This window comes from Eubacterium sp. Marseille-QA0814, from assembly GCF_965119675.1.
In the GTDB taxonomy this organism is placed as follows: Bacteria; Bacillota; Clostridia; order Lachnospirales; family Lachnospiraceae; genus Eubacterium_G.
This window is the reverse complement of sequence record NZ_CBCPMG010000001.1, coordinates 1,356,278-1,381,468: the sequence shown is the minus strand read 5'-3', so window position 1 is coordinate 1,381,468 and position 25,191 is coordinate 1,356,278. Positions and strand designations below refer to the sequence as shown.

The window sequence follows — 25,191 nt, the reverse complement described above, 5'->3', positions numbered from 1 at the left end:
AAAAAATTTTAAAGAACAAAACAGTTGTATTAGGAGTTACAGGAAGTATTGCGGCGTACAAAATTGCTAACCTTGCAAGCAGTCTTGTGAAAAAAGGCGCTAATGTACATGTTATAATGACAAAAAATGCTACAAACTTTATTAATCCAATTACATTTGAAACATTAACAGGAAATAAATGTTTAGTAGATACATTTGACAGAAATTTTGAATTCAGCGTTGAGCACGTATCTTTGGCAAAGCAGGCTGACATATTTATGGTAGCCCCTGCAAGTGCCAATGTTATTGGAAAGATTGCAAATGGTATAGCAGATGATATGCTTACCACAACAATTATGGCATGCAAGTGTCACAAAGTTATTTCCCCGGCGATGAATACAAATATGTTTGAAAATCCTATTGTTCAGGATAATCTGGAGAAATTAAGAAATTACGGTTACGAAGTTATTGATCCGGCAAGTGGATATTTAGCCTGTGGAGACACAGGGGCAGGAAAAATGCCTGAACCTACAGTTCTTGAAAGTTATATAATGAAGAATATTGCCATGGAAAAAGATATGGCAGGAAAAAAAGTTTTAATTACTGCAGGACCAACAATGGAAGCCATTGATCCGGTTAGATTTATCAGCAATCACTCAACAGGTAAGATGGGTTATGCCCTTGCAAAGATTGCAATGGAACGTGGTGCAGAAGTAACACTTGTTACTGGAAAAACATATATTGAAAAGCCTGACTTTGTAAAAATTATTGATGTAAAGAGTGCAAAAGAAATGTTTGATGCAGTTGATAAAGAATTTGACAGTCAGGATATTGTTATAATGAGTGCAGCAGTTGCTGATTACAGACCAAAGACAGTAGCTGATGAAAAAATCAAGAAAAATGATGGGGAAACAGCCATTGAACTTGAGAGAACCGACGACATTCTTGGAACAATGTCAAGGAGAAAGAAGAACCAGTTCCTTTGTGGTTTTTCAATGGAAACAGAGCATATGCTTGAAAATTCTAAGAACAAGCTTAAAAAGAAAAATCTTGATATGATTTGTGCTAACAATCTTAAAGTTGAAGGGGCAGGATTTGGAACAGACACAAATGTTGTTACTTTAATAACAGAGAATGAAAGCAGACAATTGCCAATTATGTCAAAAGAACAGGTGGCAAACGAAATTTTAACTGAAATAAATAACAGAATATAAAGCCGAGTGGCTGTAAAGCATGAGACTATGGACTCACATACTTGTATCATAGTTAGGTTGTACCATACGAATTATAAGATACAAAAGGAGATTACAATGAAAAGATTAGTAAGAATACTCACTGTAGTGGCATGCTTTATGGCCACTTTTACGTTTGCAATTAATGATGTTAGCGCTGCTACGAAGGCATGGTCAAAAAATGCAGACGGTAAGTTTGTAGATGGTAACGGCAAAGTAATGGAAGGTGCCACAATGAAGGGCATTGATGTTAGCAAATGGAATGGAAATATTAATTGGAAAAAAGTTGCTGCATCAGATGTAGATTACGCAATTATCAGATGCGGCTTTGGGGACGATTACACAAGTCAGGATGACAAATATTGGGAAAAAAATGTAAAAGGATGCGAAGATAACAATATTCCTTATGGCGTATATATTTATTCTTATGCTCAAAGTGTTTCTCAGGCAAAAAGTGAAGCAAAGCATGTTCTTAGATTGGTTGAAAATCATAAACTGAATTTTCCTATTTACCTTGACGTGGAAGAAGATGACCAGGCAAAATTATCAAAAAGTAAATTAACTGATATTATTAATACATTTGTTACGGAAATACATAATCAGGGATACGAGGTCGGAATTTATGCTAATCTTAACTGGTGGACTAACTATATTGATAAATCTGTAGCAAGTAACCAAACTTGGTTTAAATGGGTGGCACAGTACAACAACATAGGTACAACATACACAGGTGTTTATCAGATGTGGCAGTGTAGTGATAAAGGAACTGTAAGTGGTATAAGAGGAAACGTTGATTTGAATTTCTGGTTTGATAAAGTAAGAACAACAACGTATAATGCAAGAAATGTCAAATTAAATGCTGCACCTGTCATAAAAGTTACAAAGGTAACCAGACCGGCAAAAACACCTATAGTATCAGTTACTGCCGGTAAGAAAAAAGCCAAATTAAAACTCCAAAAGGTTTCCGGGGCAAAAGGTTATCAGATACAATATTCAACAAAGAAAAACTTCCATGGTAAAAAGTCAAAATATATTAAATGGACAAGAACTACAATAAAAAGTTTAAAATCCAAGAAAAAATATTATTTTAGAGCCAGAGCCTATAAGCTTAATGGAACTAAAAAAGTTTACTCAAAAAAATGGTGCAAAGTTAAAAGCGCCTACATAAAATAAAAAAACAGAAAAAAAGTAAATGAAAGAGTAGATAAGAAAATCTACTCTTTCATAACAGAAATTAAATCCTGTAACACTGTAATCTGGTGTATGGTAAGCCCTTGTGCATCGATTGTAATTGATGGCTCTTCATGGTGTAATCCAAGAAGATAGTCTGTACTACAATCATATAGTTGTGCAAGGGCTATTAAATTCTCCAAACTGGGAGTTCGCTCTCCTGTTTCATATCCGGAAACAATTGAAGGCGAAACATCTAAAAGTTCAGCCAATTGTTTTTGAGTATATTTATTTTCTGATCTAAGTAGTCGTAACTTTTCCGGTAAATCTTTAATCATTAGTGTCCTCCTAAAATGAAAAGTGGTTTCCATTAAAATCTCTGTGAAACTCAGCAGGTAAAATATTACCACTTAAAGTGGAAATGGTAAAGTCGTTAATTAAATTAACAGCATCATCTACTGAATTGTATAGAATATTACACAAAATCTCACTTTCTCTTCGGCATTGCATATTGGCATTAGGAAAAATCACATGTCCTTTTAACTGCTTATAATGAAAAGTTGCGTGCATGGATAGGTCTAAAAGGCTTCTTTTCAAACAATTAGGAGCAACAAATATTTTTTTCACCTTTTTCATCATATGAAGACTATGATAAATATCTTCAAGAGAAACATAATTATATAAAGAATCCATGGCAATAGCTACCTTATACGTTGCAGGGACTAATTTGTAAATAGGATAACTTTCAGGATTGAAGCTATCTTTGGTAATTAACAAATGCTCCAAGTCCCCTTCTATTTCCACATGTCCACAACCAGTTTCCTTCATAAATCTGTTTACATACGGATGACAAGCGTTGTCCAAAGCAAAATGACATATAAATCCCAGAATGTAACTATACTCAGGACTGTTAATTCCCAGTTCCTGTACAATTTCTGAGGCATGCTCCATAAAAGGATACACATCGCTGTGGTGCATTGTAACGCCAATCTTAGTAATATCTTTTCTGGTTAAATAGAAAAATAAAAAATCAGGTCCCTGTAATCCCATTCTAAATTCATTAGGATACTTTCTCACAGTTTCTTTTATTGTTGAAGGCAACTTTGGAATAACAAGTTTGCCAAATTTGTTATGTGCGTAAAGTGCTGGCATAATGAACACCTCCTATGTAAAAATATTTATAACTACAGTTTAACACATTTGAAATGTAAAAATACAAAAAACTAAATATTATTTCGAATAACCATATTTTGACTGTTGCAATTAATTTTTAAAAGTGTTATCATAACGATAGAACAAACGTTCGAAAAAGTCAACTGCTAATTTTAAGATAATAGGAAACGTTAATTTTATCTGATGGCAACTATTAATTTTTAAGACGATTGAAACGAGGTGAGGAACATTAATATACAGCAGAATATGGATTTATCTGAAAAATTGAAGATTTTAACAGATGGGGCCAAGTATGATGTTGCATGTACCAGTAGTGGCGTTGACCGTTCCAATAAGGGAAAAGGAATGGGAGATGCTCATGCGTGTGGAATATGCCATACTTTTGCGTCAGATGGCCGTTGTGTATCGCTACTTAAGATACTTTATACAAATGAATGTATTTATGACTGCAAGTATTGTATTAACAGAAAGTCAAATGATGTTCCAAGAGCCAGTTTTACACCCGATGAAGTTTGTAAGCTTACCATGGAATTTTATAGACGCAATTATATTGAAGGATTATTTTTAAGTTCAGGAATTTTGAAAAGCCCGGATTTTACAATGGGGCTTGTATATGAAACTTTGTGGAAATTACGCAACGAACATCATTTCTTTGGATATATTCATGTAAAGGCAATACCGGGAGCCTCTCCTGAAATTATTGAGAAAATAGGATTTCTTGCAGATAGAATGAGTACTAATTTGGAGTTGCCTACAAAGGAGAGTCTTAAGGAATTAGCACCGAATAAGAGTCATAAGAATATGCTTATGTCTATGAAACAGATACAGATTGGCTTAGGAAACCTTATACCGTCTTCAGGTGATGGGTATAGTTTGATTACAAAAACAGGAAGAAAGAGGCAGTCAAAGTTCGTTCCAGCAGGACAAAGCACCCAGATGATTATAGGGGCAACACCGGAAACTGATTATCAGTTAATGTCAGTAACTGAATATATGTATAAACAGTTTAAGATGAAGAGAGTTTTTTATTCAGCTTTTGTAGATGTGAATCACAATATTGACGCACCGGCGCCAGTTGGACCTAATCCGTTATTAAGGGAGCATAGATTATATCAGGCAGATTGGCTGCTTAGATTCTACGGATTTAATGTGAAGGAATTACTGAATGAAAATTATCCTAATTTTAATGTGGTACTAGATCCGAAATGTGATTGGGCAGTTAATCATTTGGAGCTGTTTCCTGTTGAAATAATGCGAGCAGATTATTATACATTATTAAGAGTACCGGGACTTGGAGTGAAGTCTGCAAGGCGCATTATGTCAGCAAGAAGATATGGTGTTATTGATTTTGATGGTTTGAAACGTATGGGAGTTGTACTGAAAAGAGCTGCATATTTTATTACATGCAATGGTAAAACAATGTTTCCACTGAGACTGGATAAAGATTTTATTGCAAGGTCTATAGCAGCAGATGACAGAAAGCAATTATTTTCAATTGAAGAAGATACAACGTACAGGCAGATGACGTTGTTGGATTTGGAGGCGAAAGCTTAATGAAGAATAAAAATGTAACATTGGTATGCGATGATACTTTTGATGGGATAATGACGGCAGTTTATGACGGCTGGGTATTAATGAACAAAGGCTGCATAGTTAGCATACATCCGGGAAAGGATTATTCGGCAACTTTTTTTTCAGAATTTATAACAATTGATACTAATTTAGACAAGTCTGTTAGAGTGGCAAAATCCATAAGAATAAAGATTTCCATTGAAGCATACATGATGGTTTACAGAGCCTGTATGCATTTTGATAATGACAAAGGTAATGAAATATTTGAGTTTTTGAAATTAGGATATGCAGTGGGAGCCAGAGTGACGAAAATGCTAACAAATCCTCATGTGTTACGGGTTACTGAATTAAGTAGAAAGGCAGTTAATGAAGCACATTTGTTTAAGGGATTTGTAAGGTTTGATGAATTAAAGGGTGGGGTCCTTTACAGTAGAATACAACCAAAATGCGATGTGGTTCCGTTAATAATTAATCATTTTCAGGACAGATTTCCGGAAGAAGATTGGATAATATATGATTCAAAAAGAAAGAAAGCAGCAGTACACAAGCATGAAACAGATACGATTATTGTTGAAGGACAGGATGTGGAGGCATTGACCAAAGACTTACAGTATAACGATGAGTATAGAGAATTGTGGAAGATATTTTTTGATACTATTGGAATCGATGCAAGGCAGAATCCTAAATGTCAGCGAACACAACTTCCAATGTGGTTTAGAGAAAATATGACCGAATTTGTAAAGGAAAAATAAGTAAAAGTATACCGAATAACTACAAAATCTTTACTTTATTCGTCGCTCTTCACTTTTTTTCTTATTAATGATATACTAGCGGGTGTGGTTTAACACATTACAAAAGGAAAACAGAATAGAACTAATCAGGAGGAATCTATGAGTAAAGTTAAGCGTGTTTATGTGGAAAAAAAGAAACCTTATGCTGTAAAAGCAAAGGAATTAACAGAAGATATCAAGGGATATCTTGGGATTGACGGATTAAAAGAAGTAAGAGAATTAGTAAGATATGATGTAGAAAATCTTACAGAAGATACTTATAAGAAAGCTCTTACATGTGTATTTTCAGAACCACCGGTTGATGATGTTTATGAAGAAACATTTCCTTATGATGAAGCTGAATCAAAGATTTTCAGTGTAGAATTTTTACCGGGACAGTTTGATCAGAGAGCTGATTCAGCTGTACAGTGTGTTAAGTTTTTAAACGAGGATGAGAATCCTGAAATAAGAACTGCAACAACATACGTTTTAGTTGGAGATATTACAGAGGAACAGTTTGAACAGATTAAGTCATATTGCATCAACCCTGTAGATTCAAGAGAAACAGGATTAGAAAAGCCTGAAACTTTAGTAACAGAATTTGAGGAACCGGCAGATGTAATCATTTTTGATGGTTTCAAGGACATGGATGATGCTCCACTTAAAGAACTTTACGATTCACTTGGATTAGCAATGACATTTAAGGATTTCAAACATATTCAGAATTATTTTAAATCTGAAGAAAACAGAGATCCATCAATGACAGAAATCAGAGTATTAGATACTTACTGGTCAGATCATTGTCGTCATACTACTTTTAATACAGAACTTACAGATGTTAAGTTCGATGATGGTTTTTATAATGAACCAATTGTCAAAACATATGAAGAATATCTTGAAACAAGAAAAGATGTTTTTGGAGAAAGAAAAGACAAATTTGTATGCCTTATGGATTTAGCCCTTATTGCAATGAGAAAGTTAAAGAAGGAAGGCAAGTTAGATGATCAGGAAAAATCAGATGAAATCAATGCATGTAGTATTGTAGTTCCTGTTGAAGTTGACGGAAATACAGAAGAATGGTTAGTAAACTTCAAAAACGAAACACATAACCATCCTACAGAAATTGAACCATTTGGTGGTGCTGCAACATGTTTAGGTGGTGCTATTAGAGATCCATTATCAGGACGTACATATGTATATCAGGCTATGCGTGTAACAGGTGCAGCAGATCCTACTAAGCCAATGAGCGAAACATTAAGTGGTAAGCTTCCACAGAAGAAACTTGTTCAGGGAGCTGCAAATGGATATAGTTCATATGGTAACCAGATTGGTCTTGCAACAGGTTTAGTAAAAGAAATTTATCATCCTGATTATGTTGCAAAGAGAATGGAAATTGGTGCAGTTATGGGAGCAGCTCCTAGACGTGCAGTACAGAGACTTACATCAGATCCAGGAGATATTATCGTACTTTTAGGTGGTAGAACAGGACGTGATGGCTGTGGTGGAGCAACAGGTTCTTCAAAGATTCATACAGAAGAATCTATTGAAACATGTGGTGCTGAAGTACAGAAAGGTAACGCACCTACAGAACGTAAATTACAGAGATTATTTAGAAGAGAAGAAGTTAGTCACATTATCAAGAAGTGTAATGATTTTGGTGCCGGCGGTGTTTCAGTAGCCATCGGTGAGTTAGCTGACGGACTTCATATTAACTTAGATAAAGTTCCAAAGAAATATGCAGGCTTAGATGGAACAGAAATTGCCATTTCTGAATCACAGGAAAGAATGGCAGTAGTAGTTGATCCTTCTGATGTAGAAAAATTCTTAGAATATGCTAATGAAGAAAACTTAGAGGCTACAGTAGTAGCAGAAGTTACAGAGGATCCTAGATTAGTATTAGAATGGAGAGGAAAGGAAATTGTAAATCTTTCACGTGCGTTCTTAGATACAAACGGTGCACATCAGGAAACAACAGTTGAAGTAGATATGCCTGAAAAGGATGCAAACTTCTTCAAGAAACCTGAAGTAGCAGACGTAAAAGAAAAATGGTTAGAAACACTTGCTGACTTAAATGAATGTTCACAGAAGGGATTAGTTGAAAAATTCGACGGTTCAATCGGTGCAGGTTCAGTATTTATGCCACATGGTGGAAAATACCAGAAGACAGAAACACAGGCAATGGTTGCAAAACTTCCAGTGCTTAAAGGAAAATGCGATACAGTAACAATGATGAGTTATGGATTTGATCCATATTTATCAAGTTGGAGTCCATATCATGGAGCAATGTATGCAGTAGTAGATTCAATTGCAAAGATTGTTGCAAATGGTGGTGACTACAAGAAGATTCGTATGACATATCAGGAATACTTTAGAAGAATGACAGAAGATCCACGTCGTTGGAGTCAGCCATTTGCATCACTTCTTGGTTCATTTGATGCACAGATGGGATTTGGTCTTCCATCAATTGGTGGTAAAGATAGTATGTCAGGAACATTTAATGATATTGATGTACCACCAACATTAGTTTCATTTGCAGTTGATGTAGCAAAAGAAAAAGATATTATCACTCCTGAATTTAAGAAAGCAGGCAACAAGATTGTTAAATTTGAAATTAGCAAAGATCAGTATGACAAGCCTGTATATGAAGAAATCATGAAGTTATATGATCAGATTCATGAAATGATTCAGAATGGTGTGATTATTTCAGCTTATGCCCTAGACGCTAAGGGCGTAATTCCTGCTGTAAGTAAGATGGCATTTGGTAATGGAATAGGTGTAAGCATTAGCGGGAATATTCCTGGTGCAGATTTATTCGCACCTGCATTTGGTGATATTGTTGCTGAAGTACCTGCAGACAAACTTAGTGATATAACAGCAAGTTATGTATTATTAGGTGAAACAACTGATAAAGCTGAATTTAAGTATGGCGAAGAAGTAATTCCAATGGATGAAGCTCTTAAGGTTTGGGAGAAACCATTAGAAAAAGTATTCCCAACAAGAAGCCATAATGATAAGACAATATTAGATACACCAATTTATGATAAGGGAAGTATCTATGTATGCAAGAACAGAGTTGCAAAACCAACAGTATTTATTCCTGTATTCCCAGGAACAAACTGTGAATATGATACAGCGAAAGCATTTGAAAATGCTGGAGCAAACGTTATCACAAAGGTATTCAAGAACCTTACACCAGAAGACATTAGAGATTCTGTTAAGATATTTGAAGATTCAATTAATCAGGCACAGATTATTATGTTCCCAGGTGGATTTAGTGCAGGTGATGAACCTGATGGCTCAGCTAAGTTCTTCGCAACAGCATTTAGAAACGCAAAGATTGAAGAAGCTGTACACAAATTATTAAATGAAAGAGATGGTTTAGCTCTTGGTATTTGTAATGGTTTCCAGGCATTAATTAAGTTAGGATTAGTACCAAATGGAAAGATTACAGGACAGGATATTAACGCTCCAACATTAACATACAACACAATTAACCGTCATGTATCAAAGATGGTATACACAAAGGTTGTTTCAAACAAGTCACCTTGGTTACAGGAAGCTGAACTTGGTGGTGTATATGTAAATCCGGCATCACATGGTGAAGGACGTTTCGTAGCACCAAAAGAATGTATTGAGCAGTTATTTGCAAATGGTCAGGTAGCAACACAATATGTAAATCAGCAGGGACAGCCAACAATGGACGAAGAATGGAACGTAAACGGTTCATATATGGCAATCGAAGGTATCACAAGCCCAGACGGAAGATGCTTCGGTAAGATGGCTCATATTGAACGTAAAGGAACATCCGTAGCAACAAACATCTACGGAGAACAAGACCTCAAAGTCTTTGAATCAGGCGTACACTACTTTGCGTAAGCAAAGCCATGCATAAACAAACAACGGGACGCTCGTCGAAAGCTTGCTTTCGAAAGAGAGTTCCGTTGTTTGTTTATATAGGGCGCAGCCCGACAGCGAGATGGAACGAAGTGAAATCGAGCTGCATGGCTTTGCATTTGTAAGGGCAGCTAAAAGGCGCAGCCCGACAGCGAGATGAAACGAAGTGAAATCGAGCTGCATGGCTTTGCATTTGTAAGGGCAGCTAAAAGGCGCAGCCCGACAGCGAGATGAAACGAAGTGAAATCGAGCTGCATGGCTTTGCATTTGTAAGGGCAGCTAAAAGGCGCAGCCCGACAGCGAGATGAAACGAAGTGAAATCGAGCTGTATGGCTTTGCCAAAGAATGCATGGCTTTGCCGAAAGCCTGCTTTCTGGTAAATGTCACAGAAATTTCATTTTAATGTGATATAAATATATGTTAGAATATGTTTTATAAAAGCGTAGAAAATATGGTTATAAAACAAATAGTTATAACAACAGAAAAGAATAGGAGAAATGCTATGAATTATTTAAAAAATCTAAAATGGGAAATGATTTTATTTTCCTTAATTAGTATTGTTCTTGGAGTGTTAATGTGGTTGTATCCAAATCAAATTGTTAAAACAGCATGTTTAATTCTTGCAGTGATTTTGTTTATTATGGGTATAAGATATTTTATAGAATACAGAAGAACAAATTCTATTAAAAAATATTATCAATATGAACTTGTTGCATCAATAGCTTTAATAATTGGTGGAATAGTAGTTTTATGTTGCATGGATTGGATTTTATCAATTATCACATACGTCATCGCAATTATAATAATTATTAGTGGATTAATGAAGGTAGAGAATTCTTTAGACCTGAAAAGGATGAGATGCCATTGGATTCCGTTGATGATTTTTGCTGTAATATGTATTATTTTAGGAATATCAGTTTTAATGATGCCTATGGATCATAATGATAATGGCACAACAACAGCGGGAGATTTCTTTATTCAGGTTTCAGGAATCATTTTGGCAGTAACAGGATTGATTGATTTAATTACAACCTTAACGGTTTCAGGAAAAATTAAAAGATGGACAATCGGCCAGATTGCAAACATCGTAGACGATGAAATTGTTGAGGAGGAAATTGTAGAGGATAATGATGACGATGATGAAATAGTACAATAGAATACCATTAATATTAGATTAAGACATACAATGAAAAAGGACAGAGTCGTTAAAATAAGACTCTGTCCTTTTTGTAAAAATCAAATCTAATATTATATTAATATATACAGCGTTAAAAAAGATGATGATATAAAAATACATTTTTTAAACTGTCTCATATTTTTTTACAACTCCAAGACCGATTGGGTGAGGACCTGTATGTACACCTGAAACAATGCCGATCGCCACGTTAGTTTCCCTTTGAAGTTTTACATTAAGTGTTTCTTCTAACTGGTTCATAAAACTTACACCTTCAGAAGCATCATAGCCATATCCAACTGAGATAACAAAGTTATCTTTTCCGTTTTCTGTTAAATATTTATCGGCAACTTCCAATACTTTTTTCTTTAATTTGTTTCTGTTACGACCTATGCCACCAAGACCAATATCCCCGTCTTTCATAATTATAACTGGTTTCACATCAATCTTGCTGGCTGCTGCTGCAACTTTGCCGATTCGACCGCCCATTTGTAAATAATCAAGTGAACCAACTGTAAAGAAAATACGTGCAGATGCAATGACTTTTTCGATTTTTTCTAATGCAGTTTCTAAAGGTACATTGTTGTCACGCATTTTTGCCATTTGGTCAACAATTAGTCCCTGAGTAACGGTGTTTTGCTTTGAGTCAATAATATGAATTTCAGCATTTGGATATTCCTCAAGAATAAGTTCCTTTGCGTTTCTTGCTGAATTGTACGAACCACTAAATATTAATGAAATAGTAAAGCAGACAACAGGAATATCTTCTTTTACATACATTTCAAAAGCTTTATAAAAAAGGTCCACACTTGGTAGTGAAGTCTTAGGGTATGTTTTTGGATTGTCGACCATTCTCTGATAACATTCGTTTCTTGTAATATCAACTCCGTCTAAAAAATAATTTTCTCCGTCAAAAGAAACTGATAGAGGGACGATATCTATATTATTTTTTTCTATATAAGCCTGAGATAAATCACAGGCACTATCACTAATTATTTTGAACATAGATTTTAAAAACTCCTTCACGTAGTATTCAATACTATATAATATACCACTTGCAAAATATAATTCAATACATTTGAATCAAATAAAGAAAGTTTAACAGTTATTTAACATTTAGAAGTACGTATATTTATTAGTAAGCAAATATGTGGTACAATGGTAGGCAATTAAGAATCGGAGGGGAGTTTTATGGACAAATTAAAAAACGAAAGAGCAATAGTAGAAGGTTTTTTCGTTAGTGTCATAGCCGCATGGGGATTGCTATCTATATTTCGTGGAACTTTTGGAAGTATAAACAGTTTAGACAGTGTTGCAAAAGCAAATTTTCCAATGATAATATTATTGCTTGCAGTATTGACTGCAATTATGGCAGGCATATATTATAAAGAAAAATTTATTGCAAAAATAGTAATGTTTATAAGTGTTTATATTTATACAATCTTATGTGCAACATCAGGTGACAAAGTGGTGTGGAGCAAAACGAACAATAATGAAATTGGTGACACATGTTTTATGTGCATGCTGTGTTTTATTGCAGTGTTAGCGTTCTTATACATAAAAGATGAAATTATGCAATTGTTTGGCTATATTAAGCTGAATGGAAAGATTGCTAAAATATTTTTTGTGATAATAGGAATTCTTTTGTTTGGAATTGTAGCTGCAGTTACAATTTTTAAGTATAAAACATATAGTAATTCAACTTATGATTTTGGGATTTTTGCTCAGATGTATGAGTACATGAAGCAGACAGGAAAAATGACAACAACAGTTGAAAGAAATACATTATTGTCACATTTTGGAGTACATTTCTCACCTATATTTTATATAGGTCTACCAATATACATGATTTTTCCAAGTGCAATAACTGTTCAGGTTATACAGGCGATTATGGTGGCATTACCGATTATTCCAATAGTGTTATTATGCAGACACTATAAGTTGTCTAATTGGATTACGGTTGCAGTTACATTAATTTATGCTTTGTATCCGGCTACCGCAGGCGGAACATTTTACGACATACATGAAAATTGCTTTTTAACATTTTTCTTATTGCTGACAATTTATTTTGTTGAGAAAAAGAAAGACATACCGGCAATTATCTGCATGCTATTAGTATTTTTTGTAAAAGAAGATGCAGCATCATATATAATGATTGTGGGTGCATATTTCTTATTTTCAAGAAGGGATAAGAAACGTGGAATTATAATGATAATTTTGTCAGCTATTTATTTTGTAGTAGCATTATCAGTAGTAAACAGTTATGGACTAGGAGTTCTAGACGATAGATTTGCAAATTTATATGCAGATCCAAATGGCGGCTTAGGACAGGTTTTCAAAACAATAATTGCAAATCCGGCATACGTAATTGCCCAGATGATTTCAAATGCTGATGCAACAGGTATGGACAAAATACAGTATTTACTTTTGATGATTGTTCCGATGGCGATAATGTTGTTTGCAACAGGAAAGAAATACTCAAGATATATTTTAATGGCACCATTTTTAGTGTTTAATGTTTTTACAACATATTTATATTTACATGATGTTGGTTTTCAGTATAACTTTGGTGTGATTGCGTTATTTATGTATTTGGCAATTATGAACATTTCCGAAATGGATTATAAAAAAGCAAGAACTGTAGCTGGCATTTCTGTGATTTGTACAAGCATTATGTTTTTTGGAACAACATATCCAAGGATTAATCATTACGGTGAAAAATATAGTATAGATAAAGCTAAAATAGAAAAAATTAATAAAGGTATTGAGATGGTTCCGAGAACAGCATCTGTTGCAGTTTCAGGATTCTTTATGCCACATTTATCAAGAAATCTTGATGTGTATGATCAGACTCATTTAGAGGAAGTTAAAGAAATGGAATATCTTGTTGTTGACGAAAGAGGACAGGAAGAAAAGGAAAAGTTTGACGAAGTTCTGGCAACAGGAAAATATGAACTTATATATCATGAAGATAACCTGATAAGTGTATATCACAAAAAGCAATAATAGATGGATATAAAGACAAAAAAGCAAAGACAAGAATAGAAAAATAAGAATACAAAGATAAGAATATGTGGAAGTGAGCATACGAATACTATTTCAAAAATTAGAATCAAAATCTAATGATTTACAATGATTTGAAATAAGTACGCTAGGCACTTCACGTATTCTTATTTTTTTGGTATACTTTAATTTGTGTAATTAGGCAAAAATAAAGTAACTTACAAGTTATGATTTTTATTTGAAAGCAGAGGTGTATACTTGACAATTTTAATTAAAAACGGAAGAGTTTTAAATCCTTCAGAAAACATGGACAAAGTAATGGATGTTTTAATTGAAGATGGTTTAATTAAGAAGAAAGCAGAAAACATTCAGTGTGATGCAGACAAAGTAATTGATGCACAGGGATGTTACGTGATGCCGGGATTAATCGATTTACATGTACATTTTAGAGACCCGGGACTTACATACAAAGAAGACATTGAAACAGGAAGCAGGGCTGCTGCTAAAGGTGGCTTTACAACAGTATGCTGTATGCCAAATACAAAGCCTGTAATTGACAATGTGGAAACTGTTGAATATGTAATTAACAAAAGTAAGAAGGTAGGACTTACTAATGTTCTTCCTGTGGGTGCTGTCACAAAGAATATGGCAGGTGTGGAAGTTACAAACATTAGCAAGTTAAAAGATGCCGGAATTTGTGCAATTAGTGAAGATGGAAAATCAGTAATGAATTCAGGCGTTTATAGAAAGGCAATGAAAGAAGCCGCAAGACTTAACATACCGGTTATGGCTCACTGCGAAGATATTAACTTAGTTGAAGGCGGAGTTATTAATCTTGGTGACAAATCACAGGAATTAGGTGTTAAGGGAATAAGTAATGCAGTAGAAGATGTTATCGCGATGAGAGACATTATGCTTGCAAAAGAAACTAATGCAACCCTTCACTTATGCCACTGCTCAACAAAAGACAGCGTTGAGATGGTAAGAAGAGCAAAAGAAGAAGGCATAAAGGTTACAGCAGAAGTTTGTCCACATCATTTCTCAATGTGTTCAGATGATATTACAGGTAATGACAGCAATTTTAAAATGAATCCACCTCTTAGAGCAAGAGAAGACATGGAAGCATTAATTAAAGGTTTGTCAGATGACATAATGGATGTAATCTCAACAGACCATGCTCCACATAGTGCGGAAGAAAAAGCAAAAGATTTAGAACATGCACCTTTTGGAATTGTTGGACTTGAAACATCAGTTGCATTAACAATTACAAACTTAGTTAAAAAGGGACATATTACACCATTACAAATGGCTGCAAAGATGAGCTATAATCCTGCAAAAGTTTTAGGCTCTAATAAGGGAACTTTAAATGAAAATGCAGTTGCAGATGTAGTAGTAATTAATCCTGACACAGAATACGAAATAGATGCAAACACATTTGCTTCAAAGGGAAAGAATACACCATTTAACGGCTACAAGGTAAACGGTCAGGTAGAATTTACAATACTTGGCGGAAAAATTGTATACGAAAATAAATAAAATTTTACAATAATTATATACATCATAAAGGAGATATAAGATGATTAATAAGTTAGTTGACAAAATCAAAAAAACAAATGCACCAGTAGTAGTTGGACTTGATCCAATGTTAAGCTATGTACCTGAACACATTCAAAAGAAAGCTTTTGATGAATTTGGTGAAACATTAGAGGGCGCAGCAGAAGCAATTTGGCAGTACAACAAGGGAATTATCGATACAACTTATGATTTAATCCCAGCTGTAAAACCACAGATTGCAATGTATGAACAGTTTGGTGTGCCGGGACTTCAGGCATTTAAGAAAACAGTTGATTATGCTAAGGAAAAAGATTTAGTAGTAATTGGTGATGTTAAGCGTGGAGATATTGGTTCAACTTCAGCCGCTTATGCAGTTGGACATTTAGGAAAAGTTCAGGTGGGAAGCAAGAAGTATTCATTATTTGATGAAGATTTTGCAACAGTTAATCCATATCTTGGAACTGACGGCATCAAGCCTTTCGTTGATGTATGTAAAGAAGAAAACAAGGGATTATTTATCTTAGTAAAAACATCAAATCCTTCAAGTGGAGAATTCCAGGACAGATTAATTGAAGGAAGACCACTTTACGAATGGGTTGGTGAACAGGTTGCAAAATGGGGTGAAGACCACATGGGTAACGACTATAGCTACATTGGAGCAGTAGTTGGAGCTACATATCCTGAAATGGGTAAGGTTCTTCGTAAGGTTATGCCAAAGAGCTACATCTTAGTGCCTGGTTACGGTGCACAGGGTGGTACTGCAGAAGGTCTTAAGCCATATTTTAACGAAGATGGTTTAGGAGCAATTGTAAACTCATCAAGAGGAATCATCTGCGCTTATAAGCAGGACAAGTATGCTAAGTTTGGCGCTGAAAATTACGCAGACGCATCAAGACAGGCAGTAATTGACATGATTGAAGACATTAACTCAATTTTTTAATGCAATAAAAAATTAAAAATAACCGTATAACAATTAACAGCTTAAACTAAACTGTTTTTGTTATGAGAAATTGGAAAGAATGGAGATAGGAATGAGAGAAAAGGAAACTGCAAGTGTAGTAAGCCAGGAATCTATTGGTACAGATATTTATAGCATGGTAATTAAAACAAAAGCTGCAAAAGAGGCAAGAGCCGGACAGTTTATTTCCATGTATTGTAACGACAAGACAAAATTACTTCCAAGACCAATTAGTATATGTGAGGTAAACAAGCAGGAGAGTACACTTCGTGTGGTTTATCGTGTTGTAGGCGGTGGGACAGAAGAGTTCTCAACTTATACAGCAGGAGATAAGATAGACATTATTGGACCATTAGGAAATGGATTTGTAAAAAGAGCAGGTAAGAAAGCTATTTTAATAGGTGGTGGAATCGGAATTCCACCAATGGTTGAATTAGCAAAGGAATTAAAAGATATTGCTGAAGTTCAAATTGTTGCCGGTTATAGAAATGAATTATTTTTAACTGAAGAATTAGAAAACAATGGTACACTTTTTATAGCTACAGAAGATGGAAGCACAGGAACAAAAGGAACTGTTATTGATGCAATAAAAGAACAGAACGTTGAAGGGGCGGTTATTTACGCATGTGGACCAACACCTATGTTAAAGGCAATTAAAGAGTATGCTCTTGAAAAGAAAATCGAATGTCAGCTTTCATTAGAAGAAAGAATGGCATGTGGTATAGGTGCATGTTTAGCATGTGTTTGTAAATCAACAAACAAAGACCATCACACAAATGTTAATAACAAACGTATTTGTAAAGATGGACCGGTATTTTTAGCAGAGGAGGTAGACTTATAATGAATACAAAAGTAAATATTGCAGGTGTAGAATTTAAGAATCCTGTTATGGTTGCCTCAGGAACTTTTGGTTCAGGTGCAGAATATGACGAGTTTGTTGACTTAAACAGACTTGGTGCCGTAGTAACAAAAGGTGTTGCAAATGTGCCATGGGAAGGAAATCCAACACCTAGAATTGCAGAAACTTATGGTGGAATGCTTAATGCAGTAGGACTTCAGAATCCAGGCTATGATTTGTTTGCAAAAAGAGATATTCCTTATTTAAAAAAATATGACACAAACATTATTGTAAATGTATGTGGAAGAACAACAGAAGATTATATAGACGTTGTAGAAAAGCTTGGTCATGAAGATGTGGATATGTTAGAAATCAACATTTCCTGTCCAAACGTAAAACATGGTGGAATTGCTTTTGGCCAGGATCCAAAAGCTGTTGAAGCTATTACAAAGGAAGTAAAGAAAGTTGCTAAACAGCCTGTTATTATGAAACTTAGCCCAAATGTAACTGATATTACAGAAATGGCAAAAGCGGCAGAAGCCGGTGGAGCAGATGCACTATCTTTGATTAATACATTAACAGGTATGCAAATCGATGTTGAAAGACAGAAATTTGTTTTGGCTAATAAGACAGGTGGTTTATCAGGCCCGGCCATTAAGCCGGTTGCCGTAAGAATGGTATATCAGGTGGCAAATGCAGTTAAGGTTCCAATTATCGGTATGGGTGGAATTGCAAATGCAAAAGATGCAATGGAATTTATTTTAGCAGGAGCTACAGCAGTATCTGTTGGAACAGCTAATTTTAATAATCCCCATACAACAATTGATGTAATTGAGGGAATTGAAGACTACATGAAACGCCATAATGTTGAAGACATTAACAGTCTTATTGGCTTAGTAAAATAATTGCAAAAGAAAAAAGAAAACAAAAACAAGAAAATAATAAGGAAAAATAGTAAAGAAATAATAAAAAAATAAGAAGAAATTAAGAATTAAATTATACAATTAATCAAAAAGAAAATGGAAGGGCTTGAAATGGAAGAAATAAAAGAAAAAAATAAAATCGAAAAGAAAAATGAAATTAAAAAGAAAAAAATATCTTTAATAATTCCATGCTATAACGAAGAAGAAGTACTTGGAATATTACATGAAGAATTGAAAAAAGTTACGGGCAAAATGCCAAAATATGATTTTGAAATTTTGTTTGTAAATGATGGCTCAAAGGACAAAACTCTTGAAATATTAAAGATGATGGCTAAGGAAGATGACAGAGTTGTGTATTTATCATTTTCCAAAAACTTTGGAAAAGAAGCTGCAATGTATGCAGGTTTTTGCAATGCAGCAGGTGATTATGTTGCGGTTATGGATGCGGACATGCAGGACCCACCGGCACTTTTACCTGAAATGGTAACTTACCTTGAAAGCGGTGAATATGACAGTGTTGCAACAAGAAGAGTTACAAGACAGGGAGAACCAAAAATCCGTTCTTTTTTCGCCCGCAAATTTTACAAATTAATCAACAAAATTTCTGATGCTGACGTAGTGGACGGAGCAAGAGATTTTAGATTAATGAAAAGAGAAATGGTGGAGGCCATTGTGGCAATGGGAGAACAGAACAGATTTTCAAAAGGAATTTTTGGTTGGATTGGCTTTAAGACAAAGTGGTTACCATTTGAAAATGTTGAGAGAGCAGCAGGAGAAACAAAGTGGAATTTTTGGAAATTATTTAAATATTCACTTGACGGAATTTTCAACTTCTCCAATGCACCACTACAAATTGCATCAGTTATAGGATTACTGTTTACATTTGTTTCTTTTATTGCAATTGTTTTAATTGTAGTTAGAAATGCAATATGGGGTGATCCCGTAGACGGTTGGCCATCACTTGCCTGCATAATTACTTTTATCGGTGGAATCCAACTTTTCTGTATGGGCATTATGGGACAGTATTTGTCAAAAACATACATGGAAGTTAAGAAAAGGCCACATTTTATAATTGGTGAAACAAATGGCGAGGATATAAAGAAAATTAAATAATTACATATAATAAAGTAAAAAAAGAACTGTAAGACAAATAAGTTTTATGGTTCCTTTTTGTTTGTTAGAAAAAATACAATTTTTAACGCATTGTGAAACTTAGCTTTTCGTGGTAAGATAAAAAAGATATATTGGCTAATGCTAAATTGAGAAAATTATATCAAAATTAGCAGAAGATATCAGATAAGTTGAAATAAAAAGGTCAAAGAGCCTAAAGATAAAGGAGAAATTATATAATGGAAGCATATAAGAAGGAATTTATAGAATTTATGGTAGAAAGTGATGTTTTAAAATTTGGAGAGTTTACACTTAAGAGTGGTAGAAAGTCTCCATTTTTCATGAATGCAGGAGCCTATGTAACAGGTTCACAGCTTCACAGATTAGGTCAGTATTATGCAAAGGCAATTCATGACAGATATGGTGATGACTTTGATGTGCTTTTCGGACCTGCATACAAGGGAATTCCACTTGCAGTTGTAACAGCAATTGCTTTTAATGAATTATATGGAAAAGAAATCCGTTATTGTTCAGATAGAAAAGAAGAAAAGGACCATGGTGCAGACAAAGGAAACTTCCTTGGTAGCAATTTAAAAGATGGTGACAGAGTAGTAATGATTGAAGATGTTACAACTTCAGGTAAGTCAATGGAAGAAACAGTTCCAAAGGTAAAAGGTGCAGCAGATGTGACAATTGTTGGTCTTATGGTTTCTCTTGACAGAATGGAAGTTGGTAAGGGTGGAGAGAAGTGCGCTCTTGACGAAGTAAAAGACCTTTATGGATTTGAAACAAATGCAATTGTTACAATGTCTGATGTTGTAGAGCATCTTTACAATAAGGAATGTAATGGAAAAGTTGTAATTGATGATGAAATAAAAGAAGCAATTGACAAATACTATGCACAGTATGGTGCAAAATAATCCATTAGGAGAATAGAAAAGTGACAAAGGCAACTAGAAAAGTTCGCATTTTTGGAAGAATATTTTTTGTGGCATACATGATATTGGCGCTTTATTTTATGTTTTTTTCTGAAACGCTAGACAGAACCATGGTTAGTGATCAGTACCGATATAATCTCACATTATTTAAAGAGATTACACGTTTTTGGAATATGCGTCATACTTATGGATGGAATATAACAATAATTAATCTTTTAGGAAATGTTGTATGTTTTATGCCATTTGGATTTTTACTTCCAATGGTATCAAAAAGAAGTGTATTTAAAAATTTCTTAAGTGTTACATTTTTAGCAATGCTTTTTAGTATAGGAATAGAAACAGCACAGTTAGTTACAAAAGTAGGAGCATTTGATGTTGATGATATATTTCTTAATACTATAGGAGGTTTATTAGGATATATCTTCTTGAAATTAACTAAATTAAGGAAACATATATAAGCTTGTTTTTACTTAGATAAAAGCCGGCTTATAAGAAGTAAAGATATGAGTATAAAATTTTGGGATAAAAAGAAAAAAATAAAATTAGATGAAAAAGGGGACAAACCAGAGAAACATATACCACTTAGAAAATATACAAAAGGTGGCAAGAAGTCTACAGTTATGGGCCTTATTAGTCTTTTAATAATTGTGCTTGCAGTGGCAATATCAATAGCGTTAAAAGGCAAGGCAGGTGTTTACGTAGGACTTATGGTTTTAGTTTCTCTCATTGTTTCAGCCTGGGGATTCGCAGTAGGGTTAAAGAGTTTTAGTGAAGAAAACCGATTTTTAAGATACACATACATAGGTACAATAGGAAATGCCGCAATATGGATTTTTATTTTAGGACTTTATTTAATCTATGTATAATTCAATTTATTAAAAAATAAAACTAAGCAAAGAGGAATGAAATGGATATAGTTAGAGAGCGTTATGAGATTGCAATTGAAAGAATAAAAGAAATTTCAACAGAAAATATTAGCAATGAAAAATATCAGGAATATTTTAGTAAGGTTGCTAAATTTATTTTGAAATTAAATTCTGTAAAAGATGAAATTGAAAGTGGCAGATTAAAGGAATATACCACAGAGCAATTAGAACAATTAAATTACGAACTTTATGAAGACATTTATAAAGAAAATTATGAAACATCTTTGGCTAATCCAAAGTTTGCCTGTGAAGAACTGGGAGAAGAATACGGCAGAATTCTATGCTATGTTTACAAAAAAATCAGAGATCTAATGGGCAATGTGTATAGACAGGAACTTGAAATTGTAACTTTAAGAATTGAGTTATTTATAGAGCTATTCTATTATTTTGAAAATTCTGAAGAGTTAGAATATCGAAGCATAGAAGAGGCTGTGTATTCATTTGAAAAAGATAATACAGAAATTTTTGTTGATGACATGGTTGACTGGAGAGTTAATCCGAAAAGAACTTTTGCAGTTGATATTGTAATGAACAGTGATTTAAATGACATTAGATATTTGTACATGTATGGAGAGCATATTGGTGCAAATGAAATTGGAATGGCACAGTATCTTAACAGCTTGAGCCAAAGTGAGATTGATAGTTTGGCGCATGTTTACACAGAAGGCTATAGAAAAGGCTTCGTTATTGCAGGGAAAGATTTGTCAATTAAGGATACTGTAGATATTAGATATAATATTGGTTTTGAGAGGATTATTAAATCAGCAATATTAGATTTTGAAAAAATGGGGCTTAAACCAATAATTTATCCATTAGGATATGGAAGCACAATGTGCAATAAACAGTATTGGTTTGACCATAAGTTTGATGAGGCATTATATCTTGATAAGGCTTTTGTTAAGCGCAAGTTAGAAGTGGCAAAACAGGCTTTTGAAAACAGAAAAGATTTGGCACTAAAGATGGCAGGCCCGGCTGTTATAGAAATATTTGGTGAAAATCCATTTGAGCCTGAAAGCAAAAAAGAAGCTTACAAGTTAACAAAGGAACAGCAGAAATTAAGTGCAGGCTATATTAATGAATACCAGAGAATCGTGCAGGAACATATTCCGGGGGACGAGAGAAGTTTTACAATTATTGCTTTTCCAATCCCTGAGTTTGGCCACAACTTTAAGGAAATGTTTGATGCAACAGTGAAGATTAATACACTTGATTCAGAAAAATACGAAATAATTCAGAATAAAATAATTGATGAATTAGACAAAGCAGATTATGTAAGGGTTGTGGGCAAAGGAGATAACAGAACCTATATTAATGTAAAACTACATGAACTTAAAAATCCTGAAAAAGAAACTAATTTTGAAAATTGTCTTGCCGACGTAAACATTCCTTTAGGTGAAGTATTTACATCACCTGTTCTAAAGGGAACAAATGGTGTATTACATGTAAGTGAAGTTTATTTAGGTGAATTGAAATATAAAGATTTAGAAATAAAATTTGAAGATGGAATGATTGCAGACTATACCTGCAAAAATTTCCAGGCAGAAGAGGAAAACAAAAAGTACATTAAAGAAAATGTAATGTACAACCACGAAACACTTCCTATTGGAGAGTTTGCCATTGGAACGAATACTACAGCTTATGCAATTGCAAATAAGTTTGATGTAGTGTACAAACTTCCAATATTAATTGTTGAAAAAATGGGTCCTCATTTTGCAGTAGGTGATACATGCTATTCTTTCGAGGAAGATGTGGAACTTCACAATCCTAATGGAAAAGAAATTATTGCAAAAGAAAACGAAGTTTCAGCCCTTAGAAAAACAGATATTGACAAGGCATATTTCAGTTGCCATACAGATATAACAATTCCTTATGATGAGTTAGGAGAAATTGTTGCTGTAACTAAAGACGGAGAAGAAATTGACATAATAAGAGATGGCAGATTTGTTTTAGCAGGTTGCGAATTGTTAAATGAACCACTTAAATAAAATTTAAAAATAAAGAAAACAAATTAATAGGGAAAACAAATTAAATAAAGAAAACAATACATTTAAACGAAAATGTATACAAAAATAAAGAAAATATCTTGTAATAAACATTATATTATCTTTTCGAAATAGTGGTTTTATGATAAAATAAAAGTCGATTTTTGCTTGTTGTTTATTAGATGACAGGCATTTAACTATAAATTTAACTATACAAAGTTTATGAGAAAAAGGAGAGCAAAATGGCAAAAGTTGGTATTGTAATGGGTAGTGATTCAGATATGCCTATCATGAGCAAGGCAGCAGACATGTTGGAAAAATTTGGTATTGAATATGAGATGACAATTATTTCAGCTCATAGAGAACCTGATATTTTCTTTGAATGGGCAAAGGGTGCTGAAGAAAGAGGAATCAAAGTTATTATCGCAGGAGCTGGAAAAGCAGCTCATTTACCTGGTATGTGTGCAGCATTATTTAAAATGCCTGTAATTGGAATTCCAATGAAAACATCAGATTTAGGTGGAGTTGATTCTTTATATTCAATAGTTCAGATGCCATCAGGTGTACCTGTTGCAACAGTTGCAATTAACGGCGGTCAGAACGCAGGTATTTTAGCAGCACAGATTTTAGCAACATCAGATGATGCTCTTTTAGAAAAAATAAAAAATTACGCAGATGAAATGAAATCTGAAGTAGTAGCAAAAGACGCTAAATTAAAAGAAGTAGGATATAAAGCATACTAAGGCATTATATAACCTTGTAATATTTTCTGAGATAAATTAAGAGATTAAGGCGTTGGAGCCACTAAGTCATAATTGCTTAGAGAATATTATTGAAACAAGAATATTATTGAAACAACATTATTATTTTAAATCAACATTTAGGAGGAAGTAAGAAAATGGATTACAAGAAGGCAGGCGTAGATATTGAAGCAGGTTACAAGTCAGTAGAATTAATTAAAGGTTCTATTAAAGAAACAGTAAGACCTGAAGTTTTAGGTGGTATTGGTGGTTTTGCCGGTGCATTTGATATGAGTGCTTTTAAGAATATGGAAGAACCAATTTTAGTATCAGGAACAGACGGCGTAGGAACAAAGATTAAGCTTGCTTTTGTTTTAGATAAACATGATACAATCGGTATTGATTGTGTAGCTATGTGCGTAAACGATATAGTTTGTGGTGGTGGAGAACCATTATTCTTCTTAGACTACATCGCATGTGGTAAAAACTATCCTGAAAAGATTGCTGAGATTGTAAAAGGTGTTGCTGAAGGTTGTAAACAGTCAGGATGTGCTTTAATCGGTGGAGAAACAGCAGAACATCCGGGACTTATGCCTGAAGATGATTATGATTTAGCAGGATTTGCAGTAGGTGTTGTAGATAAGAAGGATTTAGTTACAGGAGAAGATATTAAGCCTGGAGACAAACTTATTGGAATTGCTTCATCAGGTGTACATAGTAACGGATTCTCATTAGTAAGAAAAGTATTTGACATGACAGAAGAGTCACTTAACAAATACTATGATGAATTAGGAACAACTTTAGGAGAAGCTTTACTTGCTCCAACAATTATATATGTAAAAGCCCTTAACTTAATTAAGGACGCAGGTGTTAAGATTCATGGTTGCAGCCATATTACAGGTGGTGGCTTCTATGAAAACATTCCAAGAATGCTTCCTGAAAATGTTAAGGCAGTAGTTAAGAAAGATTCTTATGAAATTCCACCAATCTTTAAATTACTTCAGAAGACTGGTGATATTGCAGAAGAAATGATGTACAACACATATAACATGGGGATTGGTATGTTATTAGCTGTTGATGAAGCTGACGTAGATAAGACAATGGAAGCCATCACAAAAGCAGGAGAAAAGTGCTTCGTAGTAGGTGAAGTTGTTGAAGGCAAAAAGGGCGTAGAATTAGTTTAAAATAAGTTAAAATTAACTTTAGTTGAGCTTTAAATTAATTTCAGATTAGTTTTGAATTAGCTTGAGACAGT

The 25,191-nt window shown here is 34.1% G+C and carries 21 protein-coding genes; 18 read left to right on the top strand and 3 right to left on the bottom strand.

Annotated features, from left to right (window positions below; all coding sequences use genetic code 11):
• The first annotated feature begins 5 nt into the window (after nucleotides 1-5).
• Together coaBC and ACQY63_RS06480 are read left to right on the top strand one after the other, a co-directional pair.
• Nucleotides 6-1,193 carry a bifunctional phosphopantothenoylcysteine decarboxylase/phosphopantothenate--cysteine ligase CoaBC gene (gene coaBC, locus ACQY63_RS06485; RefSeq protein ID WP_302689366.1) on the top strand — a complete coding sequence of 396 codons (1,188 nt, stop codon included), beginning with the start codon at nucleotides 6-8 and terminating at the stop codon, nucleotides 1,191-1,193.
• Nucleotides 1,194-1,289: 96 nt separating this feature from the next.
• A complete protein-coding gene (locus ACQY63_RS06480; protein WP_022165773.1) occupies nucleotides 1,290-2,384 on the top strand; it encodes a glycoside hydrolase family 25 protein in 1,095 nt (364 codons plus the stop codon).
• A gap of 41 nt (nucleotides 2,385-2,425) precedes the next feature.
• Here ACQY63_RS06480 and ACQY63_RS06475 read toward each other — a convergent pair whose 3' ends face one another.
• Nucleotides 2,426-2,719, bottom strand: coding sequence for a helix-turn-helix domain-containing protein (locus tag ACQY63_RS06475; protein ID WP_022165774.1), 294 nt, complete (start codon nucleotides 2,717-2,719; stop codon nucleotides 2,426-2,428).
• A gap of 10 nt (nucleotides 2,720-2,729) precedes the next feature.
• The gene (locus tag ACQY63_RS06470; protein WP_022165775.1) at nucleotides 2,730-3,533 is read right to left on the bottom strand and encodes a zinc dependent phospholipase C family protein; all 804 of its coding nucleotides are present in this window, start codon (nucleotides 3,531-3,533) and stop codon (nucleotides 2,730-2,732) included.
• Between the two features lie 240 nt (nucleotides 3,534-3,773).
• On the opposite strand from ACQY63_RS06470, the gene ACQY63_RS06465 reads away from it, so the two are divergent.
• The 4 genes from ACQY63_RS06465 to ACQY63_RS06450 all read left to right on the top strand — a co-directional run bounded on the left by ACQY63_RS06465 (nucleotide 3,774) and on the right by ACQY63_RS06450 (nucleotide 10,946).
• Complete coding sequence (locus ACQY63_RS06465) at nucleotides 3,774-5,108, top strand: putative DNA modification/repair radical SAM protein (protein ID WP_428244901.1); 1,335 nt, start codon at nucleotides 3,774-3,776, stop codon at nucleotides 5,106-5,108.
• Nucleotides 5,108-5,878: a TIGR03915 family putative DNA repair protein gene (locus ACQY63_RS06460; RefSeq protein ID WP_412621771.1), complete on the top strand. Its 771-nt coding sequence runs from the start codon at nucleotides 5,108-5,110 to the stop codon at nucleotides 5,876-5,878. Before ACQY63_RS06465 ends, ACQY63_RS06460 begins: the two co-directional genes overlap by 1 nt.
• A 138-nt stretch (nucleotides 5,879-6,016) precedes the next feature.
• The gene (locus tag ACQY63_RS06455; RefSeq protein ID WP_428244900.1) at nucleotides 6,017-9,772 is read left to right on the top strand and encodes a phosphoribosylformylglycinamidine synthase; all 3,756 of its coding nucleotides are present in this window, start codon (nucleotides 6,017-6,019) and stop codon (nucleotides 9,770-9,772) included.
• 520 nt (nucleotides 9,773-10,292) lie between these two features.
• Nucleotides 10,293-10,946, top strand: a complete 654-nt coding sequence (locus tag ACQY63_RS06450) for a DUF308 domain-containing protein (protein WP_412621775.1) — start codon at nucleotides 10,293-10,295, stop codon at nucleotides 10,944-10,946.
• Between the two features lie 144 nt (nucleotides 10,947-11,090).
• Here the strand turns inward: ACQY63_RS06450 and ACQY63_RS06445 are convergent, their stop codons facing one another.
• Nucleotides 11,091-11,969, bottom strand: coding sequence for a DegV family protein (locus ACQY63_RS06445; protein WP_022165780.1), 879 nt, complete (start codon nucleotides 11,967-11,969; stop codon nucleotides 11,091-11,093).
• A gap of 186 nt (nucleotides 11,970-12,155) precedes the next feature.
• Here ACQY63_RS06445 and ACQY63_RS06440 point away from each other — a divergent pair, with 186 nt between their 5' ends.
• From ACQY63_RS06440 to purM, 12 genes are all read left to right on the top strand, one after another.
• A complete protein-coding gene (locus tag ACQY63_RS06440; protein WP_428244899.1) occupies nucleotides 12,156-13,970 on the top strand; it encodes a DUF2079 domain-containing protein in 1,815 nt (604 codons plus the stop codon).
• Between the two features lie 255 nt (nucleotides 13,971-14,225).
• A complete protein-coding gene (locus tag ACQY63_RS06435) occupies nucleotides 14,226-15,503 on the top strand; it encodes a dihydroorotase (protein ID WP_022165546.1) in 1,278 nt (425 codons plus the stop codon).
• A gap of 40 nt (nucleotides 15,504-15,543) precedes the next feature.
• Nucleotides 15,544-16,461, top strand: coding sequence for an orotidine-5'-phosphate decarboxylase (pyrF, locus tag ACQY63_RS06430; RefSeq protein WP_022165545.1), 918 nt, complete (start codon nucleotides 15,544-15,546; stop codon nucleotides 16,459-16,461).
• A gap of 91 nt (nucleotides 16,462-16,552) precedes the next feature.
• On the top strand, nucleotides 16,553-17,320 hold the full coding sequence (locus ACQY63_RS06425) for a dihydroorotate dehydrogenase electron transfer subunit (protein WP_022165544.1): 768 nt from the start codon (nucleotides 16,553-16,555) through the stop codon (nucleotides 17,318-17,320).
• Nucleotides 17,320-18,222 (top strand): dihydroorotate dehydrogenase, encoded by a 903-nt coding sequence (locus tag ACQY63_RS06420; RefSeq protein WP_299054581.1) that lies wholly within the window; start codon nucleotides 17,320-17,322, stop codon nucleotides 18,220-18,222. Before ACQY63_RS06425 ends, ACQY63_RS06420 begins: the two co-directional genes overlap by 1 nt.
• 129 nt (nucleotides 18,223-18,351) lie before the next feature.
• Nucleotides 18,352-19,353, top strand: a complete 1,002-nt coding sequence (locus ACQY63_RS06415) for a glycosyltransferase family 2 protein (RefSeq protein WP_428244898.1) — start codon at nucleotides 18,352-18,354, stop codon at nucleotides 19,351-19,353.
• Between the two features lie 236 nt (nucleotides 19,354-19,589).
• Nucleotides 19,590-20,270 carry an orotate phosphoribosyltransferase gene (gene pyrE / locus ACQY63_RS06410; RefSeq protein WP_022165541.1) on the top strand — a complete coding sequence of 227 codons (681 nt, stop codon included), beginning with the start codon at nucleotides 19,590-19,592 and terminating at the stop codon, nucleotides 20,268-20,270.
• 20 nt (nucleotides 20,271-20,290) lie between these two features.
• Nucleotides 20,291-20,746, top strand: a complete 456-nt coding sequence (locus tag ACQY63_RS06405) for a VanZ family protein (RefSeq protein WP_022165540.1) — start codon at nucleotides 20,291-20,293, stop codon at nucleotides 20,744-20,746.
• Between the two features lie 45 nt (nucleotides 20,747-20,791).
• Entirely contained in the window at nucleotides 20,792-21,154 is a 363-nt protein-coding gene (locus ACQY63_RS06400) for a hypothetical protein (protein WP_022165539.1), read from the top strand.
• Nucleotides 21,155-21,195: 41 nt separating this feature from the next.
• Complete coding sequence (locus tag ACQY63_RS06395) at nucleotides 21,196-23,199, top strand: aminopeptidase (protein WP_412621782.1); 2,004 nt, start codon at nucleotides 21,196-21,198, stop codon at nucleotides 23,197-23,199.
• A gap of 239 nt (nucleotides 23,200-23,438) precedes the next feature.
• The gene (purE, locus tag ACQY63_RS06390) at nucleotides 23,439-23,939 is read left to right on the top strand and encodes a 5-(carboxyamino)imidazole ribonucleotide mutase (RefSeq protein WP_022165537.1); all 501 of its coding nucleotides are present in this window, start codon (nucleotides 23,439-23,441) and stop codon (nucleotides 23,937-23,939) included.
• A gap of 155 nt (nucleotides 23,940-24,094) precedes the next feature.
• Nucleotides 24,095-25,120 (top strand): phosphoribosylformylglycinamidine cyclo-ligase, encoded by a 1,026-nt coding sequence (purM, locus tag ACQY63_RS06385; protein WP_022165536.1) that lies wholly within the window; start codon nucleotides 24,095-24,097, stop codon nucleotides 25,118-25,120.
• Nucleotides 25,121-25,191: the final 71 nt, after the last annotated feature.

What these genes read in the sequence shown, in the direction of transcription:
- ACQY63_RS06455 (WP_428244900.1), top strand. Translation starts at nt 6,017, where the DNA reads ATGAGTAAAGTTAAGCGTGTTTATGTGGAAAAAAAGAAACCTTATGCT.
- ACQY63_RS06445 (WP_022165780.1), bottom strand. Translation starts at nt 11,969, where the DNA reads ATGTTCAAAATAATTAGTGATAGTGCCTGTGATTTATCTCAGGCTTAT.
- ACQY63_RS06460 (WP_412621771.1), top strand. Translation starts at nt 5,108, where the DNA reads ATGAAGAATAAAAATGTAACATTGGTATGCGATGATACTTTTGATGGG.
- ACQY63_RS06440 (WP_428244899.1), top strand. Translation starts at nt 12,156, where the DNA reads ATGGACAAATTAAAAAACGAAAGAGCAATAGTAGAAGGTTTTTTCGTT.
- pyrF (WP_022165545.1), top strand. Translation starts at nt 15,544, where the DNA reads ATGATTAATAAGTTAGTTGACAAAATCAAAAAAACAAATGCACCAGTA.
- ACQY63_RS06480 (WP_022165773.1), top strand. Translation starts at nt 1,290, where the DNA reads ATGAAAAGATTAGTAAGAATACTCACTGTAGTGGCATGCTTTATGGCC.
- ACQY63_RS06450 (WP_412621775.1), top strand. Translation starts at nt 10,293, where the DNA reads ATGAATTATTTAAAAAATCTAAAATGGGAAATGATTTTATTTTCCTTA.
- ACQY63_RS06425 (WP_022165544.1), top strand. Translation starts at nt 16,553, where the DNA reads ATGAGAGAAAAGGAAACTGCAAGTGTAGTAAGCCAGGAATCTATTGGT.
- purE (WP_022165537.1), top strand. Translation starts at nt 23,439, where the DNA reads ATGGCAAAAGTTGGTATTGTAATGGGTAGTGATTCAGATATGCCTATC.
- ACQY63_RS06400 (WP_022165539.1), top strand. Translation starts at nt 20,792, where the DNA reads ATGAGTATAAAATTTTGGGATAAAAAGAAAAAAATAAAATTAGATGAA.
- ACQY63_RS06395 (WP_412621782.1), top strand. Translation starts at nt 21,196, where the DNA reads ATGGATATAGTTAGAGAGCGTTATGAGATTGCAATTGAAAGAATAAAA.
- ACQY63_RS06420 (WP_299054581.1), top strand. Translation starts at nt 17,320, where the DNA reads ATGAATACAAAAGTAAATATTGCAGGTGTAGAATTTAAGAATCCTGTT.
- pyrE (WP_022165541.1), top strand. Translation starts at nt 19,590, where the DNA reads ATGGAAGCATATAAGAAGGAATTTATAGAATTTATGGTAGAAAGTGAT.
- ACQY63_RS06470 (WP_022165775.1), bottom strand. Translation starts at nt 3,533, where the DNA reads ATGCCAGCACTTTACGCACATAACAAATTTGGCAAACTTGTTATTCCA.
- ACQY63_RS06475 (WP_022165774.1), bottom strand. Translation starts at nt 2,719, where the DNA reads ATGATTAAAGATTTACCGGAAAAGTTACGACTACTTAGATCAGAAAAT.
- ACQY63_RS06415 (WP_428244898.1), top strand. Translation starts at nt 18,352, where the DNA reads ATGGAAGAAATAAAAGAAAAAAATAAAATCGAAAAGAAAAATGAAATT.
- purM (WP_022165536.1), top strand. Translation starts at nt 24,095, where the DNA reads ATGGATTACAAGAAGGCAGGCGTAGATATTGAAGCAGGTTACAAGTCA.